Here is an 18,651-nt window from a genome sequence, read left to right as displayed (position 1 = left end):
GTTTAATAGTGTGCATGCTCGTTTACACCGTGCCGGAGAACCTAAATAATCCTCTCTAAAAACCTGTTTTAACACCACTTTTTAGACTTACCCCAAAACAACTCAAGACACAAAATCGAGCATGCACGTTATATCATTTGTTCACAGCACATTATTCTGGCTGCGTCATTGGTTAGTTATTGATCTTAATACACTTTTGCTGACGCTTCTATGACAAAGCGAGAAACTGAATAGGATTCAAATCATAGAAACAGGCATCCAATTTACGAAGGCAAAAATAAACTGTATATTTATACAGCATTAAGTAATATATCCACAAGGAGTGTGCGATGTCTTCCAGCCCTTTTATGAATCATCTTCGTAGCGAGTTGCGTATACGTGGCTACAGTATGAAAACGGAAAAGTCCTACTTATACTGGATTCGTTATTTCATTCGCTTTCATCATTCGACAGGCGCACCGTATCTGTGCAAAACCAAAAGTTAACACTTCAATTCCATTTTTGGCGGGATTTTGAGAAAAAAACACTGAAAGCCCCAGTGCATCAAGCACTGAGGCGATTTGAGGACAATTGAAGCTGAAAAGTTAACGGTCTAATTTAATGGAAACCGGAGAAAGTTAACGGTGCAATTAAATAGTTAACGGTTTAATTGTTTGAATCCATCACACATACTGCCCTGCTGCATAGCCACTACTCCATGCCCATTGGAAGTTGTACCCCCCTAGCCAGCCGGTGACATCCAGCACTTCACCAATAAAGTACAATCCTTTTACGGTGTTGCATTCGAAAGTCTTTGAACTGACTTGGTCGGTATCGATACCACCTAAGGTGACTTCCGCTGTTCGATAGCCTTCTGTGCCATTCGGTTGTACGTCGAAATGAGTTAAGTATTGTGTCACTTCAGCAAGCTGGTCATTGGATAACTCGGCCATTGGTTTACTCAGCCATGAGAAATCTTGCTTCATCAGTTCAACTAATCGTTTTGGCAACAAGCTAGTAAGTTCTGTTTCAAGTGCCCTTTTCGGCTTATCTTGACGTACTTGCTTAAAATGCTGTTCAGAGTCGATCTCTGGCAATAGGTTAAGCTGAAGGTCATCACCTGGCTGCCAGAAGTTACTAATTTGGAGAATCGCTGGTCCACTAATACCTCGGTGAGTAAAAAGCATAGGCTCTTTAAAGCTTACTCCGTTCGCCGTAGCTTCAATGTCCACGCTAACCCCAGAGAGTGTGGATAACTTTTCTTTCATAGCTGGTTGAATTGTGATCGGTACCAAGCTTGCGCGTCTTGGCAAAACGTTTAAGCCGAACTGCTCAGCAACTTGATAACCAAAGCCAGTCGCACCTAAAGTCGGTATTGAAAGGCCACCTGTAGCCACCACTAACGCGTTGCATTCAATATCACCCACATTCGTCACGAGCGTAAATGACTCTTCATTTTTTGTAATCTGCTGCACGGACGTGTTAAGGCGAATTTCTGATCCAGACCATTCACATTCCGTTAAAAGGATTTGAAGCAGATCTTTTGCAGAATGTTCGCAAAAAAACTGACCCGGAGCTTTTTCAACATAATTAAGTGCGTGACGTTCTACCAAATCCACAAAATCGAAAGAGGTGTAACGCTTCAATGCCGAAATACAAAAATAAGGGTTGTTCGATAAGTAGTGCTTAGGTGCGGCATCAAGGTTGGTGAAATTACAGCGTCCCCCCCCAGACATCAGGATTTTTTTACCGGCCTTGTTAGCATGATCAATCACCAACACTTTCCGACCACGGTAACCGGCCTGCGCGGCACAGAATAAGCCTGATGCACCTGCACCAATAATTACGACGTCAAAGCTTTCCATTAATACCCCTATTTTCGAGTCGCGCATTATACCGAAATCAGGGAAATAGTCTTGCGCTAGTTCATTTGTTTACAGCAAATTGCGTTCCATTTTATTTCCACAGAAAAGGTGAAAAAGACTGTGGGAATATCAATTTTTTCCTTATAAATCAGTGCACTTTTTTAAATCAAGCACTTTTTTATATTTTATTTGCTTACTTCGCTCTGAATCAATAACCACCTGTGTTCAAGAAACCGTCAAGAAAAAGCTTGCATCGATTATCTGTTTTTTTATACAGTACTGTATATCGATACAGTATAGGTGAGTTTATGAACACTTTGATCCACTTCTTACGCGGTAAATCGTCTTACGTCATGTCAGTGATAATCTTGATGGCCATGTATGCTCCAGCAAAAGATTTGTTGAGTTTCGCTAGCCAGCGTGTTGCAAAATCCAGTATCGAACTTGCTAGCATTTCTTATGGTTCGGCAAACCCATGGCAAAACTCTGTTGCACAGGATGGTTTTGTAAAAGCCAGTCAATCGTTGAGCCAACCTCAACAAATCTTCACAAAGTTCACCCTTTCTAACCCAAGCAATGAGCCAGTGACTTATCGCAAAATATGGCTGTACTTCGAGCATGAAAACGGCAATAGAGAATATACAACCGATTACACCTTATACGATCCAGCAACCCGACAGAGGTTAATAGGCCATTCGATTGAGCTTGGCCCAAACAGTAATATTGAAGTATTGGCTTCTTACCGATTTATCCCTAGTTATAATGAAAGCGCCCCAGAGACTGTTTCCATTTCATGGGAAAGTGATAGCCATTACCGTGATGCGAGTTGCTCTTATAAATTACCCACAAAATCTCTTAGTCAATTCGGTGTAACCTGTGAATAACTTCCTCTAACTTAAATTAGACAGTGTTAGTTCATTGCTCTTAGTAAGAATAAGAATTGATTGATCTAGATAAGTTTTTGACTATTGATAATCATTTTCATTTCTCCTAGAATGTTCGCACATTTTGCATAAGGAGCAATAAAGCAATGAAAAAAGTGTTGACCCCTATCGCAGCAATCGTTGCTGCCGGCATGTTGACTGCTTGTGGTACACAATCGGTAAAAACTGACAATGTTGCCGTAACACCAGAATCCGTTGTTACGCATTACGCAGACATTGCAGAAGCTGCATACGGAGATTCGTACACAACAGCATTGACGCTACAAGGTAAGATCAATGCTTTCTTAGCTCAGCCAACCGAGTACAACCTTCAAGCTGCAAAAGATGCTTGGATTGCGGCACGTGCTCCTTACCAACAAACAGAAGTTTACCGTTTTGGTAACGCTGTAGTGGATGATTGGGAAGGTAAGGTTAACGCTTGGCCTTTAGATGAAGGCTTAATCGATTATGTATCTGCTACCTCTTACGGTTCAGAGTCTGACATTAACCCTCTTTATACTGCTAACGTCATTGCAAATCCTAAACTAATGATCGGTGGTCAAACCGTTGATGCAAGCAAAATCACGCCTGAATTGATCGCTGAGCACCTACAAGAAGCTGACGGTATTGAAGCGAACGTTGCAAGTGGCTACCACGCTATTGAATTCTTACTATGGGGCCAAGATCTAAATGGCACGAAACCAGGTGCGGGTGAGCGCCCTGCTACGGATTTCGATGTTGATAACTGTACTAATGGCAACTGTGACCGTCGTCGCCAGTATCTATCTGCTGCCACGGACTTGCTTGTTTCTGATCTTGAGTTCATGGCCAATGCATGGAAACAAGGTGGTGAGGCTCGTACGGCTTTGACTGAACAATCTGCTGAAGAAGGCCTTAGCACTATCCTGACAGGTATGGGTAGCCTTGCTTACGGTGAGCTTGGTGGTGAACGTACTAAACTTGGTCTAATGCTGCATGATCCAGAAGAAGAGCATGATTGTTTCTCTGACAACACGCACTGGTCTCATTACTACGACGCTAAAGGTATTGAAAACGTTTACCTAGGCGAATACAAACGTGTTGATGGCAGCTGGGTAAAAGGCCCATCACTGTCTGCTTTGATCGCTAAACAAGACCCTGCTCTAGACTTAGAGATGAAAGCTGACCTTAAGAAAACCGATGCTGCAGGTCTTGCTATGGTGGAAGCCGCTAAGAAAGGTCAAACATTTGATGTCTTGATTGCGATGAACAACACTGCAGGTAACGCTCTGGTACAAACGTTTGTAGACTCTCTTGTCGACCAGACTCGTACAACAGAGGACCTAATCCGTACTTTAGATCTACAAGATATCACACTTGAAGGTTCTGATAGTTTGGATAACCCAAGCGCAGTTTTCGAATAATCGAAACGTGTTTATGAAGGGGTGACCGTGTCACCCCTTTTGTCGTTTGAGAAAACCATGATGATCTTGTCGAGATACTACGTCGCAGTATTGACAGTTTTTAGTGTTAGTGTGCTGGCTGACAGTTCTAGTGATGCTTATAGACAGCCATTTTCCACACTTTCTGCAGAAGAAAAGCAGTCTTTTTACCTTGGGGAAAGTGTATTTGAGCGCTTTTGGGTCCCCTCCCCGTCTTCCACTACTGCCAGTGACGGACTAGGCCCACTTTTTAACGCTCGCTCTTGTCATAGTTGCCATATCAATAGTGGCCGAGGTCATGCTCCAACTTCCGATCAGCTCGGTAGCGAAGTGCCATCTTTCTTTATCCGCTTAGGAAGTAAAACTCAATCTTCTAATAACGCTGTGATAGGCGACTATATTTACGGACGCCAATTCCACCCGCTTAGCTCTACCAATATTAAGCCAGAAGGTGATTACCGCATCACTTGGCAGGAAAGAACGGAAACTTTCCCAGATGGATATGAAGTGCAATTGCGTCACCCAAACCTTCATTTCACCTCTCTTAATTATGGTCCGATGTCCGAAGAAACAGGGGTATCACTTCGTGTTTCACCACCATTGGTTGGAATGGGGTTACTTGATGCAGTCGATCCGCACACCATTCTAGAATTCGCAGATCCAGATGATGATAACAACGACGGCATCTCTGGCAAGGCTAATTGGTTAGAAATAAATGGCAAAAAACAGTTAGGAAAATTCGGCCATAAAGCCAGTGTGACATCGCTGACAGCGCAAAACCAATCCGCCTTTAATGGTGATTTAGGGCTTTCTACTCCTCTGTTCACTGCACCCAGCGGAGATTGTACTGCTGAACAACTAGACTGCTTAAACGCGCCAAACGGTAATAGCCAGCACATTGATAATTTAGAAGTTGGCGTGGAACAAAGTCGACTGCTAGATACTTATGTCGCCTTAAGTCGACCTCCTGCCATGAGGAATCTTAATGAACCATGGTTTAGACCTGCTAAGAAAATCTTTGATGATTTAAATTGCGGTAGTTGCCATCGCCCCAAACTAACGACAGGGTCCTCAGAATTTGCTGCGTTGGCTCATAGAGATTTTTATCCTTTTACTGATATGCTTTTGCATGACATGGGCCCTGATTTAGCAAACGAATTTCCCGTACTTAACGCTGCGCCACAAGAATGGCGCACCGCCCCTCTGTGGGGAATTGGATTGTCAGAAAAAGTATCCGGACGCACTGGATTCTTACATGATGGCCGTGCCCGTACGATAGAAGAAGCCATTCTTTGGCACGGTGGCGAAGCACAAGCCAGCAAAACGGCTTATAAACAATTAGATGCAAAACAACGCGAATTATTTATTCGATTTTTGGAGTCACTTTAATGATATTTAGCAAAAAAGCGCTTTTCTCAGCTTTGGCAATTATTAGTTCAGGTTCAACTCTGGCTGAAGACTGGGATGTCACCCTAGAGCAACTGCAAAGCCAGTTTATTGTCCCTAAGTACTCTGAGTTTAGTCAAAGTGCCGAGTTACTAGCATCTAAAACACAAACGTTGTGTCAGTCACCAAATGAACAGACTCTTACTGAGGCTAAACAAGCATTTATTGATAATGTTGAAGATTGGCAACAAGTACAATGGCTAAATTTTGGTCCTGTGACCTATTTCATGCGCTATTATGCATACGAATATTGGCCAGATGCGAAAGGGGTGACTCAACGACAACTTCGTGGTCTAAGTGCCGAACCAGAGATGATGCAGGCACCTAAATTTTGGACATCTGCCAGTATTGCAGTTCGAGGAATGACTGCGATTGAGTCGCTTCTATATCATGGGGATTTTAATGTTTTGACTCGACCGAGTGACTGTGAAGTGCTTCAGGCCGTCAGTCAGCATCATGCAAAAACATCAGAAGATGTTCTTAAGCAATGGCAGCAAAGCAAGGCAACTGATTGGGTTTTCCTTGAGGAGGGCTCAACAACGTCACCTCAGCACCTTGCATTAGAACAAATGATTCAGCAATGGCTGGAGCATATGTCGGTAGTTAAGGATACTAAATTTGAGGTACCAATTGGATACAATGGTAAAGCAAACCTTAAACTGGCCGAATTTTATCGCAGTGAACAATCGCTGGATGCTATTCAGTCTAACTTGAAGTCTTACCGAACGTTGTACCATGTCGGTTCACCTTCACTTTTTGACACAGCAAAAACTCAACAGCCTGAACTGGCTGAAAAGCTTGAAGATGCGTTGGCGAACAATCTAAAGATTGCGATGCAGCTTCCTTCGGACTTTTTCACCGGCGATTACACACAAGAAGAACGAGTTAAGATGGCTAAGCCATTAGTAAGCTCTATTTCAAATAGCCAACAAACATTGACCAATTTAGTGACGTCAATGGGCTTCCAAATCGGCTTCAACAGCCGAGATGGAGACTAAAATGCATATTAATAGACGCCAATTTTTAGCCTCATCCCTAGCTGCATTGACGATCCCCACTTGGGCATCGTCAATTCCTCTGAAGTCAAATAAAGAGATCTTTGTCTCAGCGTTTTCACAAAGTAAAACCGAACACTTCATCGGTGCATTCTTAAGTAACGGTGAGCTGATATGGTCAATGCCTCTTTCAGATAGAGCCCATGCACCTGTCGTCCATCCAACACACTCAGTGGTCGGGGCGGTCGCTCGACGTCCAGGTTTTTATATTGATTTTTTCAATCCAATGACAGGAGAGCACTTTTCAAAAATTGAACCGTTAGCCGAACACCATTTTTACGGTCATGCAGTTTTCACGGAAGATGGACGCACACTGATCACCCAAGAGAACCACTACCCTACTGGCGAAGGAAAGATCGTATTACGACAATGGCCAACAGGCGAAGTCATCAACGAATTTAAGAGTGGTGGCATCGGTCCACATGAGTCGGTTTTAATGAACCAATCCACCTTAGTGATTGCTAATGGTGGTTTAAAAACACATCCGGACAATGATCGAGAAATTCTCAATTTGGAGACAATGCAACCCAATGTCACCTATTTGTCATTAAAAGATGGTTCGATACTCAACCAAGTTGGTCATACGCCAGACCTTCACAAGTTAAGTATTCGACACTTGGATGTGAATGCCAAAGGAGAAGTCGCATTAGGCTTTCAATACCAAGGAGAATTGTGGGAACAGGTACCTTTGGTAGCACTCTCTAGTAAGGAATCTTCCGAATTAGAATATTTGCCTATTCCTGAGCATGTAAGAGCTCGCTTTAAACAGTATTGCGGCAGTGTTTGCTTTGATAAGTCAGGCGAGACATTGGCCATCAGTACCCCTAGAGGGGGATTTGTGGCCTATTGGGATATGCCCTCACGTTCATTCATAAAAGTTGATAATTGTCGTGATGTGTGTGGACTTGTCGCTACAGATCAAGAAAATGAGTTTATTTTGACCAGTGGGACAGGGAAGCAGTTGATTTCTAACCCGCGGAGTAGTCAAATTAGCGAAATTAATCAATTAGCCAATATACACTGGGATAATCACTTGCGGCGAATTGAAATTTAGATATAACTTTTTAACAAATTGCATCAAGCTTAGGATGGTCAGAGGCAGTTTTTTTAGGTAGTGTTGATCTTTTCAGCTGCCTTGCACATTTCTTTCATGTAGCTGCCTTAAATCTGATTGTAGTAGTTTGATGTTTTTAAACTTTTTTAAACAGTATTTTGTCCTTGATGACCTAGATAATGACGAAAAGCACTCTATTCGCTTTCGTATTAGTGCACTTAGAATTTTACTTTCCGCAAGTCTCATTGCCATTCTAGGGTTCACAATTCACAGTCTCATTGAGCTTGATGGTTCAGAAGAAGGCTTTCTATTCCTATCATTAGGCCTTCTTTATACCATCATGACATCTTGCCTAATGATGCTATCAAGACGTTTCCATAGATTTGCATCGATGGCTTTACCCGCTCTCATTGCATTGACAGGTGTGCTTTTTATAGCTATCTCAGGTACATCTAATGGTATTGAGTTTGGCGTGATTTCGCTCTATTCCTTACCGTTAGTTATTCGTCTTTTTTACAATTTTAAAATATCTCTTTTTTTTAGTGCTGCGAACGTTCTGACTTTAGTAACAGACTTATACTTAAGCCGTCAGCAAGACATGTACTGGGGTACAGGCACTTTGTATATGCAATTAATGTTATTTGCATTACTCAATTTTGGCCTACCGCTGTCTGTATCTCGTATGCTAAAAACGCTACACCTAAGTATTAATCGCCTAAGGGATTTAGCTGACCGACTAAATCATCAGTCAGATTTGTATGAAGAAATCTTTGAGCATACCGGCACGCCCACTCTTCTTTGTGATAAAAAAGGCATCGTCTTAAAGCTTAATCAAAAGGCTCTTGACCTTTTCCCAGAAGACTCGGCTAATGATATTGAAGGTACCAAGATTAATGATTGGATCGCCTCTACCTCTGATGCATCAAACAAATTTTTCTGGCAAAAAAACGTCTCCGAGTGCGTTCTTAAGTCTAATACAAAGAGCTTTTTAGAAGTTCACAGATCAAGCCTAACCACACATGGGCACTATGTCCTGCACTTGCAAGACATTACACACCTAAGGGCCCTGACAGAAGAACTTGAGACCACTCAACAAACTAACTCGCGTTTGGCGCACTTCGATTCCCTGACCCGATTGCCAAATCACCAAAACTTCTGCAATCAAGTTAACCATCGAATTAGAAATGTATCGGACTATTATACTGGCGCGATGTTTATTATCCGCATAAGCCAGTTTAAGTTACTGAATAAACAGTATGGCCGAGAGCAATCCAATAAAGTTATTTTAAACTTTTCCCGCACCTTGCAAGCGCGTCTATCAGATAAAACCATCTCCGGCCGTTTACGTGGTGTAAAATTTGCCTGTTTTATGCCGGTGGGTCAGACTTATCTAATTCAGCGCAATCTCAGAACCTTGATTAAATCTGTTTTGCCCGAGCAGATCCGGATTGGTGAAGACATACTTAACATTGATTACCAAATTGGTGTCGCCTATTACCAAAATGAAGGCGAAACCGCAGAAGAACTTTTAGAACGCTGTGAAATGGCGCTAGAATACTCCACCTCAGCGGAGCGTATTGCTTTCTTTGATCAACAATTAGAAGCCAAACTTATTCAAGAGCATAAACTTGGCTTGGCCTTGGGTGATGCGATTAAAAATAAGCACATCCAAATTTGGCTCCAACCTCAAGTCATATCATCTGGTGAAATACGATCCTTTGAAGCCCTTGCACGTTGGCGCCTAGAAGATGGTTCATACGTATCCCCGATCGTTTTCATTCGGCTTGCTGAAGAGTTAGGGTTATTACCTAAACTTGCTGAGAACCTATTAAGACAGTTAGTTGATGTTTTAGAAGCGTGGCATCAAGAAAGTATCAAAACCCCAATCGCTTTCAACCTAGCAGGTCAAGAGCTGATGAACGATGTGTTCTTTGCTCTACTCATGTCGATGACATCAGAGCGCCCATGGCTAAGCGAAATGCTGGAACTAGAAATCACTGAAACCAGCCCTGTTATGACCAATCCTCTTATTCATAAACGTTTACGTGCTTTATCGCAGTACGGTTACTCTATTGCCATAGACGACTTTGGAACAGGTCAAGCGTCGATGGGACAACTAATTGACATTCCAGCCAACATTCTAAAAATTGACCGACGCTTCGTTGCACCTCTTCCGGATGACAAGCGCCATCTAGATATCGTTAAATCCACCATCCAACTTGCTAGATCGCTAAATATGAGTGTCATTGCGGAAGGCATTGAAACGCGAGAGCAAGCCAATTTATTAATTAGCTTAGGGTGCGATACATTACAAGGCTACTATTTCGGAAAACCTTCTCCGATCTCTGAATGGACAGAAAACAATAACGAGAAAGCAAAGCAGCTGAGAATGGTGTACTAGTTATAATCAATTAAAAAAGCTGGCCGAGGCCAGCTTTTTTAATTAATTAGCTATATACATTAGAACAGTAACTTATCAAACACAGCACAATCTGTATAAGTATATTCTGTGTTAGCACGCAGTCTCGCGGCCTTATCAATCAATTTCTGGGACGCTTCTTTTTGTCTAGGTGATATGTAATCAGAGGCAACATTTTTACGCAGCGTGTCCAAATATTTTTCTAGCTTCGCAGTGCAATCGTCAGAAGTTTCGGCCATAGCAAAATTAGCACTGAAAGCAACCGCTAGGATGGAAAACCCTTTTACAATTCGGGACATTAAAACTCGTGTCATACATACCTCAAGACTCATCATTCACAAGGCAATTAAACCACAAATTGGATGCTTAGGGCATGAACAAACCATAAGTTTCACGCCCAATTCACTTTTCATAAAACCATCTTTTTAACCTTTCAGTTGTCCTACAAAACGAATGACTTGAGACTCTTCTGTCGCCCAAGACGTTACCAAGCGCACCAAAGATTTTGCATCATCCACAGGTTGCCAGACGAAGAACTCAAATGACTGCTTAAGTGTTTCAATTAATGTATTCGGTAAAATCGCAAACACTTGGTTAGCATCCGGTTCATCCTGTAAGTCGTATCCAGCAGCTTTAATGCCTTCTGCCAATTGTGCGGCCATCGCATTTGCGTGTCTTGCGATCTCCACGTATAGCAGTTCATCATTGAACAAAGTTTGGAACTGCACGCCCAGTACACGACCCTTTGCTAACAAACCACCTTTTTGCTTAATACAGATATCAAAGCCTTCTACTAACTCTGGGTTACTGACAACAATCGCTTCTCCAAGTAACGCTCCAACTTTAGTACCACCGATCCAAAAGACGTCGCACAGTTCAGCAATATCAGCTAAGGTCATGTCATTCTTATTAGACGCCAGCGCCATCCCCATACGAGCACCATCCATGAACAACAATAGTCCATGTTCTTTGGCGATCGCTGATAGCGCGCTAAGCTCCGCATGAGTGTATACAGTGCCCATCTCAGTGACATTAGAGATATAAATCAGCCCTGGTTTTGCCATATGTGGGAAGAAAGAGTTTTTCGCGATGGCCTCTCGAAGATTTTCTGGCGTTAGCTTGCCTTCTACACCTGGGACGGTAATCAGTTTATGCCCAGTTGCCTCAATCGCCCCCGCTTCATGTGACACGATATGTCCCGATTGCACAGTAATAACTGCTTCATAGGGCTTCAGCACACTACTGATCGATACGAGGTTTGCCAAAGTTCCACTGGCAACAAAATGTACACTACCGGAGAAAGACTCCCCGAGATGATTACGGATACGTTGCTTTGCATCCACTGAAAACACATCACCCCCATAGGGTGTTTGTTGGACCATGTTGGACTCAACCAAAGCATTAAGAATACTTGGATGAGCGCCCTCACTGTAATCATTTAGAAAGCTGTAACGCATGTAAACTCCTATCATTACGTTTGCGTAGACAATATTTATCTACCCAAGCGTATCAGGGTAACGCGTTGCCCACTTGTAAAAAACTAACAATCTATCGTTTTCATGAGAATTACGTTAGTCTGCTGCTACATTTCTACAGACGATTGGAGCTACCCATTCCATGTTCAACATTGAAGTCGATAACAGCCTGCCAAAAGCAGAGTTGTACCAGGATCTAAACCAACAACTGCAAGCCTTGCTAACCGGTGAAACAGACCTGATTTGTAATGCCGCGCAGTTCTCTGCTTTTATCATGCAATCACTGCCTGAATTAAACTGGGCAGGTTTCTATTTTGCCCGTCAAGAGGAGCTGGTGCTCGGGCCTTATGTTGGCAAAGTAGCCTGCACTCGCATTCCGTTTCAGCGTGGTGTTTGTGGTGCTGCGGCTCGAAGCCTAACAACACAGCGTGTCGACGATGTACATGCGGTTCCTGACCACATTGCATGTGATGCAGCGTCTAATTCGGAATTAGTAATCCCAGTGATCGTCAATGGCGAATTAAAAGCCGTATTTGATATTGATAGCCCTGTGACCCACCGCTTCACTCAAGAAGATCAAGAAGGCATCGAGACACTTGTTGCAAGCTTTATTGAGGCTAGTGACTGGAACTGGAAAGCCTAAGAGATAAAAAAAGAAGCATGATTGGATCACCAATGCATGCTTCTCAAAAGGGTGATGTTTTGAAAGGGTCAGTGACCCTTTCAATAATCTACGTAGAGAGTGCGTAAGCAGATCAAAATGACACCAACGGTCTTATATGTAGCCAAACATTTTTGGCAGATACAGCGCCAATGGTGGCCAGTATGTTGTCACCAGCATGACGGGTAATGCGGCAAAGAACATAAAGAACAACGCTGGTTTCATAACCTGACTCATACCCACTTTACCTATTCGACAGGTCATAAACAGTATCGGCGCCATCGGTGGGCTATTACAGCCAATAACAACACTGGTGCCTACGATCGCAGCAAACTGAATTGGATCCACACCGATGTTAACCATCACTGGCAGTAGCAATGGACTGATGATTGCCACAACACTGACATCATCCATAATCATGCCAAGCAGAATCAGAAAGATGTTTACCACAAGCAAAATAAGAATCTTATTTTGGAACGTTTCCATCAGCAGTTCGGTTAGCTCTTGTGGCACACGCTCAAACGTAAAAATACGACTTGAAACAAATGAGAACACAAGGATCACCATGATCACGCCCGTTGTTGCTGCTGCACTGACAAGGCAACGCGCAAGATCTTTAAAGCTTAATTCACGATACACAAACAGACCGACAGGAATTGCGTAAACCACAGCAATGGCGGCGGCTTCTGTAGGTGTGAATACGCCTCCGTAGATACCGCCTAGGATAATCACTGGCAACATCAGGGCAGGCATCGCCTTCCAGAAGTTTTTGCTGATAAGGTCTGTGCGCTCTTTGAAGGTCATTTTAACCACTTCACCAGGTGCATTACGCATCTTGATCCAGTTCAAAAGACACAACATGATGATCAACAGAATACCGGGACCGATCGTCGCCAAGAAACATGCAGCCACTGATTGACGAGTCACTACTGCATATAAAATCATTGTCAAACTGGGTGGGATTAACAGCCCTAATAGAGATGAAATGCCCAATAGCGCACTGGTATATTCTCGCTTGTAGCCATGCTTTTCCATGGGACCAATCATAATCGTACCGATTGATGCCACCGCTGCAGAAGCTGTGCCTGAAATCGCACCAAACACACCACAGGCCATAACCATTGATGAACCCATACCAGTACGAGATTTACCCACTAACGATTCAACGAAGTGAACCAATCGACTTGCCATGCCCCCTGCTTGCATCAGGTAGCCTGTCATCACAAACAATGGCAAAGCCAGTAGGATGATCGAGTTAACCGACCAAAACCCTGTGGTCATTAAAGAAGATACATCGACGTCGTAAACGATCGATAACACTAATGTCATGGCGGCAAATGAATAGACGACAGGTACACCGACCATCATCAATACAATTACTGCCCCTATGGCTAATAACGCGCCCATAATTTTCCCCAACCGTCACTAAACGTTAATAAATTTCTGGCAATCTTTAATAAAATCTCGGATCAAGTAGAAAACCAGCGCTAGGCTCCCTACAAATAAACTGCTTTGTGAGATATACCAGGGCAGTTTGAAAACAGGCGTTATCTGAGCTTTCTTTAGTGACCAAGCCAAAAGCTCATAACTCCAAGAAACAAAGTACAGCGCCATGACTATTGAAATAGTCGTCGCCAGTACTGCAAAACCAGCAATGAGTTTTTCATTTTTAAAAATGACTGACACAAAATCAGCCGTTAAGTGAGAACGATCTTTCGCAGCTAATACAGCGCCTAACATGTACAACCACATTGCAGAGATCAAAACCAATTCTTCTAAACCGAAGACGGGTGCGTTCAATAAAGAACGACTAAAAATCCCCCAAGCCAGCATAGAGGCAATGGCTATACTTAGGACCACAACAACGGGGATGACGATCATCGTCAATATCTTATCGATTAAGCCGATAAGGCTGTTGAGAGAGAACATAAAAAACCTCGAATACAGCGAGCGAAGGACAGGCAGTAGCTACCTGCCCCTCGCATAGAGAGTGGCAATCTTATTTTGGAACAGAAGCGTTGGCGCGGATTTCATCCATGATTTCTTTGCCTAGCGATTCTTCAGCAATCGGCCAGACTTCTTCACGTACTTTCTTCACCCAAACCTGCATGTCTTCAGCACTTGGCTCGATGTATTTCATACCGGCCTCTTGTGCTTTTTTGATCCACTTCTCATCTTCGATCTTGGCATCAACAAATTGCTTGTTAATCACTTGTTGTGCTGCGTCTTCGATGATTGCTTGATCAAATGCATCCAACTCTTCCCAAGCCTCGTCGTTCATTAGTAGAGCGTAAGAAGAGAAGTTATGTTTAGTGTGAACGTAGTAATCAAGTTGATCACGGAAGTATTCGTAATCCCAGTAAATAACGTTACTAGAATCACCATCCACTACGCCTGTTTGAATCGAGGTGTACACTTCATTCCAATCGATTGGAACTGCCTGGAAGCCCATCGCTTGAACAGTTTGTGGCAGTGGGAAAACTGGCGCTGAGCGCACCTTTAAGCCTTGTTCAACAGCTTGATCGTAGCTCGTCGCGTATTTTCCTTTGGTTGCTACACCACCAAACCCTTCTGGGTATGGGCCGAAGTATTTAAGACCGATATCTTTGTAAAGAGGACCAAAGATTTCTTTCAACCAACCACCTTCGCCATACGCTTTCAGAGCGTCATCCCAACCAAGAGTCAGGTATGGAATGTAGTTCACACCTAGACGCTCGTCGTAAGACGTTTGTGGCCACGTCAACATCATATCGATGTTGCCTTTTACTAGCTGGTCGAACAGTTCTTGCTGACCACCTAGCTCACCTTGATAGAAGATATTGACCTTCATACGGCCATCCGATTTTTCACGAATTAAATCTGCCCACATTTGCATCGATTTACCTGATGCAGAATCACGATCACCGGATTCAAGAGCCAAATTGAATTTGTGATTATCATCGCTAGCCAATGCAGAACCCATTCCAGCTACCGCTAGCGTGGTGGTCATAGCGATCAATTTCGTGTATTTCAAACCTGTATTGAAAACATTATTCATATCATCCAGTTCCTTTATTTTTAGCCATAAAACAGAGTCTTATGACTTACTTGTTAAATTTATTCTGGGATTTACAGAATATGTTTTGCGCTCAGGAACCGTCCAATAATATATTCACTAATCAAACCATAACCTAAAGTCATCGTTAATTATGTTTAGTGAGAATGTATCGAAGCCCCAAAACGAAAAAAGCAGCCTCTGTAATAGAGGCGGCTAAAAGTGGCTTACATGAAAGGGTCATGTAAGCACTGGAGGAAACACTGGTAAAACGCATCAAGACAGCCTCATGGTAGTGAGACTGTAGACATTGCGAGCACTATTGAAACAGAGGCACGCTAAAGCTCAATCCCTGACAGCCACTCTTTCCAGCGTAATGTTGCATTGGCTCCAACGGATAAAAAAGGCTCAGGTGGTAAGCGTTTCGGCTGCTGATGCTTCATAAACTCTGTTAACAGTTCTGTACTGCCCAACACCGCGTTCTCAACCGCCATCATGCCTGACAGCATCCCCTTAACCGTTCCTAAGCCATTCTGGCAACAGGCCGACCATACCCGCTTTTCGATTTCTCCAAATGCAGGCACTGAGTTATAGGTTAGACATAATCGCCCTCCCCATCGGTACTCCATCTCCACGCCATTGAGCATTGGGAAACGCCTTGCGAAGGACCTGTCTTGCAATCTGGCAGCATCCTTTAGATTACCATCTGTTGCTTCCATGCTCTGATTTAAGGTCGCATGGTTACGCACGATCACACGATGTCCAGAGCCTGCATGATCTGAAATCTTACGTATGGTGCTGCCCATGGGATCTGCTGGAAGTACCCCCCAATTATCAATACCACCTAGAGCCTTTAGCTCATGAGGCTTAAGTGAGCGAGTCATGGATGAGTAGGTAAATATGTGCAATAGCGACTGCTTAAAGAAGCCGAAAGATTGAATATGACCGTTGACCGCCATAATCACATTCTTAGCTTTAATGTTACCGTTCGCGCATTTCAATGTATGAACACTGTCGCCCAGCGACATTTCTTGAACTGGGGAGCACTCGTAAACTTGAACACCTTCGGACACTAGACCTTGATACGCAGAGTGAATAAAACCAGCAGGTTGAATCATCGCTGTCTTATCTGTTCTTAGCCCCTGAGTGTAAAAATCAATACCTAGTAGCTCTTTTAACTCTGATGCGCCTAACAATTCAAATGGCTCGTTGAGGGCAGCCAAATGTTTGGCATAGGTCTCGATACTGCGATAGCCACGTTGAGTCGCGGAAGCAGTAATTTTTCCAGAACGACTAAACTGTGCCTTATCCATGCCGTACTGCTGGGCAATACTTTCTGCTAAATTAATGGCCTCCCGATTAAGCCTTATTTGACGCAAATCCTGTTCTTTAGAACCAGCATAAGTGTCAGAGTTTAATTCGTGTGGAAGATCCAGCATAAAGCCACTGTTTCGCCCTGCAGGACCTTGTGCGATACCCCGAGCTTCAACCACCGCAATTCGCTCTTTGCTTCCTAGAAGTTGCAGCAAGCGCTTTGCTGCACCAAGCCCTGCAAAACCACCTCCCACAACAACCCAATCCACTTCGATATCTTGATCTAAAGCCGGAAAGGACGATTTATCACGATAAATTTCGTTCCAACCCGCTGGCCCAGGGTCTTTAGGAAGGCGTTTTGTCTTTATTGTTTTGACCATATGATTACCACATTACAACAAGCCGTAGGCCGCACAGAAGTACGGCCAGAATAGGTTAGGCATTACCCTATGTAATGCCTATAGCAATGCATTGCGACTAATGCACTATGCTGAGTGATCAGATAGATCCACCCAGATAGTTTTTAGCTCTGTGTATTGATCGTGTGCGTGGATAGAGTTATCACGCCCACCAAAACCTGACAGCTTATAGCCACCAAATGGTGTTGTGATGTCCCCTTCACCAAAGCAGTTCACCGTCACAGTTCCCGCTTTGATCGCACGTGCTGCCTTGATAGCGCGCTTTGAGTTCGCAGTGAAAACAGAGGCTGCTAAGCCGTATTCCGTATCGTTTGCCACTTCCATCGCTTCTTCGAAGCTAGACACCGTAATAACCGAAAGAATTGGGCCGAAGATTTCTTCTTGTGCCATACGATCACTGTTTTTCACGCCAGCGAAGATAGTCGGTTCGATAAAACGACCATCGCGGGCATTACCACCGATCACAACTTCGTAGCCTTCTTGCTTACCCAGTTCTAGGTATTCGCATACTTTGTTGAAGTGACCAGTATCGATCATTGCACCTAAGTTGTTTTGTGGATCCAGTGGATCACCCAACTGCCACTCAGAAGAGTACTTTTTAACCAACTCAAGCAACTTGTCTTGAATCGCTTCATGAACGATCAAGCGTGAACCTGCTGAACAGTTTTCACCCATGTTCCAGAATGCCGCGGCACATACTTGCTGAGCGACGTAATCAAGATCCTCTGCATCGTCCAGAACGACACATGGGTTTTTGCCACCTAGCTCAAGTACCACTTTCTTCAGGTTAGAGTCTGATGAGTACTGTAGGAAACGACGGCCTGTCACCGTGGAGCCTGTGAACGTCACCATATCAACGTCCATATGACGACCAATGGCTTCACCCACTGCTGCACCGCCACCTGTGATGACGTTAAGCACGCCTTTTGGTAGACCTGCTTCAGCGGCTAACTCGGCAATACGGATCGCAGTCAAAGACGTCTGTTTCGCTGGCTTAATCACCATTGAACAACCGGCCGCTAGTGCAGGGGCGATTTTCCAAGCCAACATAAGTAGAGGAAAGTTCCATGGCAGAACAGCACCCACAACACCAACAGGTTCACGCACGATCATCGACATAGCATCAGAGCCTACCGGAGCCGTTTGATCGTAGATTTTATCCATCAACTCAGCGTGCCAGCGAACCGTATGAACGAACTCTGGGATATCAATGGATTCACAATCACAGATAGGTTTACCTGAATCTAGGCTCTCCATCACAGCAAGTTCGTGTTGATGCTTTTCAACTAGGTCACATAGAGCCAATAGCGTCGCTTTACGCTCATTTGGATGAAGTTCACTCCAAACACCGCTATCAAAAGCTCCTTTAGCGCATGAAACAGCGTAATCCACATCGTCTGCTTGGCAGGCCGTAATTTCAGCCAGCACTTCACCTGTTGCAGGGTTCGTTGATGTAAACGACTCACCGCTCATGGCACGGTATGCTTCACCATTGATAAAGCTAGTAGTTGGCAGCACCAACGATTTAGCGATGTCTTTGTATTCTGAAGTGGTTAAAAATTCTGACATGTTCCTTTCCTATTTCT

16 protein-coding genes are annotated in these 18,651 nt (G+C 43.7%); 8 read left to right on the top strand and 8 right to left on the bottom strand.

Annotation, left to right across the window (positions count from 1 at the left end; all coding sequences use genetic code 11):
• The first annotated feature begins 329 nt into the window (after window positions 1–329).
• Window positions 330–485, top strand: a complete 156-nt coding sequence (locus JHD44_RS17090) for a phage integrase N-terminal SAM-like domain-containing protein (protein WP_233402264.1) — start codon at window positions 330–332, stop codon at window positions 483–485.
• Between the two features lie 177 nt (window positions 486–662).
• Here the strand turns inward: JHD44_RS17090 and JHD44_RS17085 are convergent, their stop codons facing one another.
• Window positions 663–1,844 carry an NAD(P)/FAD-dependent oxidoreductase gene (locus JHD44_RS17085; RefSeq protein ID WP_199463976.1) on the bottom strand — a complete coding sequence of 394 codons (1,182 nt, stop codon included), beginning with the start codon at window positions 1,842–1,844 and terminating at the stop codon, window positions 663–665.
• 308 nt (window positions 1,845–2,152) lie between these two features.
• Here JHD44_RS17085 and JHD44_RS17080 point away from each other — a divergent pair, with 308 nt between their 5' ends.
• From JHD44_RS17080 to JHD44_RS17055, 6 genes are all read left to right on the top strand, one after another.
• Window positions 2,153–2,728: a hypothetical protein gene (locus JHD44_RS17080; protein WP_199463975.1), complete on the top strand. Its 576-nt coding sequence runs from the start codon at window positions 2,153–2,155 to the stop codon at window positions 2,726–2,728.
• A gap of 146 nt (window positions 2,729–2,874) precedes the next feature.
• Window positions 2,875–4,170 (top strand): imelysin family protein, encoded by a 1,296-nt coding sequence (locus tag JHD44_RS17075; RefSeq protein ID WP_199463974.1) that lies wholly within the window; start codon window positions 2,875–2,877, stop codon window positions 4,168–4,170.
• Window positions 4,171–4,197: 27 nt separating this feature from the next.
• Entirely contained in the window at window positions 4,198–5,577 is a 1,380-nt protein-coding gene (locus JHD44_RS17070) for a di-heme oxidoredictase family protein (protein WP_325097115.1), read from the top strand.
• Window positions 5,577–6,632: an imelysin family protein gene (locus JHD44_RS17065; RefSeq protein ID WP_199463973.1), complete on the top strand. Its 1,056-nt coding sequence runs from the start codon at window positions 5,577–5,579 to the stop codon at window positions 6,630–6,632. Before JHD44_RS17070 ends, JHD44_RS17065 begins: the two co-directional genes overlap by 1 nt.
• 1 nt (window position 6,633) lies before the next feature.
• Complete coding sequence (locus tag JHD44_RS17060; protein ID WP_199463972.1) at window positions 6,634–7,743, top strand: DUF1513 domain-containing protein; 1,110 nt, start codon at window positions 6,634–6,636, stop codon at window positions 7,741–7,743.
• Between the two features lie 130 nt (window positions 7,744–7,873).
• On the top strand, window positions 7,874–10,144 hold the full coding sequence (locus tag JHD44_RS17055; RefSeq protein ID WP_199463971.1) for an EAL domain-containing protein: 2,271 nt from the start codon (window positions 7,874–7,876) through the stop codon (window positions 10,142–10,144).
• Between the two features lie 59 nt (window positions 10,145–10,203).
• On the opposite strand, the gene JHD44_RS17050 is transcribed toward JHD44_RS17055, so the two are convergent.
• Together JHD44_RS17050 and JHD44_RS17045 are read right to left on the bottom strand one after the other, a co-directional pair.
• Window positions 10,204–10,476, bottom strand: a complete 273-nt coding sequence (locus JHD44_RS17050; protein WP_199463970.1) for a hypothetical protein — start codon at window positions 10,474–10,476, stop codon at window positions 10,204–10,206.
• Between the two features lie 111 nt (window positions 10,477–10,587).
• Complete coding sequence (locus JHD44_RS17045; RefSeq protein WP_199463969.1) at window positions 10,588–11,619, bottom strand: threonine aldolase family protein; 1,032 nt, start codon at window positions 11,617–11,619, stop codon at window positions 10,588–10,590.
• 160 nt (window positions 11,620–11,779) lie between these two features.
• Here JHD44_RS17045 and JHD44_RS17040 point away from each other — a divergent pair, with 160 nt between their 5' ends.
• A complete protein-coding gene (locus JHD44_RS17040) occupies window positions 11,780–12,280 on the top strand; it encodes a GAF domain-containing protein (protein ID WP_199463968.1) in 501 nt (166 codons plus the stop codon).
• Between the two features lie 132 nt (window positions 12,281–12,412).
• Here JHD44_RS17040 and JHD44_RS17035 read toward each other — a convergent pair whose 3' ends face one another.
• From JHD44_RS17035 to JHD44_RS17015, 5 genes are all read right to left on the bottom strand, one after another.
• Window positions 12,413–13,705 carry a TRAP transporter large permease gene (locus JHD44_RS17035; protein WP_199463967.1) on the bottom strand — a complete coding sequence of 431 codons (1,293 nt, stop codon included), beginning with the start codon at window positions 13,703–13,705 and terminating at the stop codon, window positions 12,413–12,415.
• Between the two features lie 18 nt (window positions 13,706–13,723).
• Window positions 13,724–14,227, bottom strand: coding sequence for a TRAP transporter small permease (locus JHD44_RS17030; protein WP_199463966.1), 504 nt, complete (start codon window positions 14,225–14,227; stop codon window positions 13,724–13,726).
• Between the two features lie 70 nt (window positions 14,228–14,297).
• Window positions 14,298–15,335: a TRAP transporter substrate-binding protein DctP gene (dctP, locus tag JHD44_RS17025; protein WP_233402262.1), complete on the bottom strand. Its 1,038-nt coding sequence runs from the start codon at window positions 15,333–15,335 to the stop codon at window positions 14,298–14,300.
• A gap of 335 nt (window positions 15,336–15,670) precedes the next feature.
• Window positions 15,671–17,026, bottom strand: a complete 1,356-nt coding sequence (locus tag JHD44_RS17020; protein ID WP_199463965.1) for an NAD(P)/FAD-dependent oxidoreductase — start codon at window positions 17,024–17,026, stop codon at window positions 15,671–15,673.
• Between the two features lie 105 nt (window positions 17,027–17,131).
• A complete protein-coding gene (locus JHD44_RS17015; RefSeq protein WP_199463964.1) occupies window positions 17,132–18,634 on the bottom strand; it encodes an aldehyde dehydrogenase in 1,503 nt (500 codons plus the stop codon).
• Between the last annotated feature and the right edge of the window lie 17 nt (window positions 18,635–18,651).

It is taken from the genome of Marinomonas ostreistagni, assembly GCF_016461785.1.
Classification (GTDB): Bacteria; Pseudomonadota; Gammaproteobacteria; order Pseudomonadales; family Marinomonadaceae; genus Marinomonas; species Marinomonas ostreistagni_A.
Note: the sequence above shows the minus strand (reverse complement) of the source record. Positions and strands in the feature narration are given on the sequence as shown.

Coding starts and splice junctions, on each gene's coding strand:
- JHD44_RS17090 (WP_233402264.1), top strand. CDS start 330: ATGTCTTCCAGCCCTTTTATGAATCATCTTCGTAGCGAGTTGCGTATA.
- JHD44_RS17085 (WP_199463976.1), bottom strand. CDS start 1,844: ATGGAAAGCTTTGACGTCGTAATTATTGGTGCAGGTGCATCAGGCTTA.
- JHD44_RS17080 (WP_199463975.1), top strand. CDS start 2,153: ATGAACACTTTGATCCACTTCTTACGCGGTAAATCGTCTTACGTCATG.
- JHD44_RS17075 (WP_199463974.1), top strand. CDS start 2,875: ATGAAAAAAGTGTTGACCCCTATCGCAGCAATCGTTGCTGCCGGCATG.
- JHD44_RS17065 (WP_199463973.1), top strand. CDS start 5,577: ATGATATTTAGCAAAAAAGCGCTTTTCTCAGCTTTGGCAATTATTAGT.
- JHD44_RS17060 (WP_199463972.1), top strand. CDS start 6,634: ATGCATATTAATAGACGCCAATTTTTAGCCTCATCCCTAGCTGCATTG.
- JHD44_RS17055 (WP_199463971.1), top strand. CDS start 7,874: ATGTTTTTAAACTTTTTTAAACAGTATTTTGTCCTTGATGACCTAGAT.
- JHD44_RS17050 (WP_199463970.1), bottom strand. CDS start 10,476: ATGACACGAGTTTTAATGTCCCGAATTGTAAAAGGGTTTTCCATCCTA.
- JHD44_RS17045 (WP_199463969.1), bottom strand. CDS start 11,619: ATGCGTTACAGCTTTCTAAATGATTACAGTGAGGGCGCTCATCCAAGT.
- JHD44_RS17040 (WP_199463968.1), top strand. CDS start 11,780: ATGTTCAACATTGAAGTCGATAACAGCCTGCCAAAAGCAGAGTTGTAC.
- JHD44_RS17035 (WP_199463967.1), bottom strand. CDS start 13,705: ATGGGCGCGTTATTAGCCATAGGGGCAGTAATTGTATTGATGATGGTC.
- JHD44_RS17030 (WP_199463966.1), bottom strand. CDS start 14,227: ATGTTCTCTCTCAACAGCCTTATCGGCTTAATCGATAAGATATTGACG.
- dctP (WP_233402262.1), bottom strand. CDS start 15,335: ATGAATAATGTTTTCAATACAGGTTTGAAATACACGAAATTGATCGCT.
- JHD44_RS17020 (WP_199463965.1), bottom strand. CDS start 17,026: ATGGTCAAAACAATAAAGACAAAACGCCTTCCTAAAGACCCTGGGCCA.
- JHD44_RS17015 (WP_199463964.1), bottom strand. CDS start 18,634: ATGTCAGAATTTTTAACCACTTCAGAATACAAAGACATCGCTAAATCG.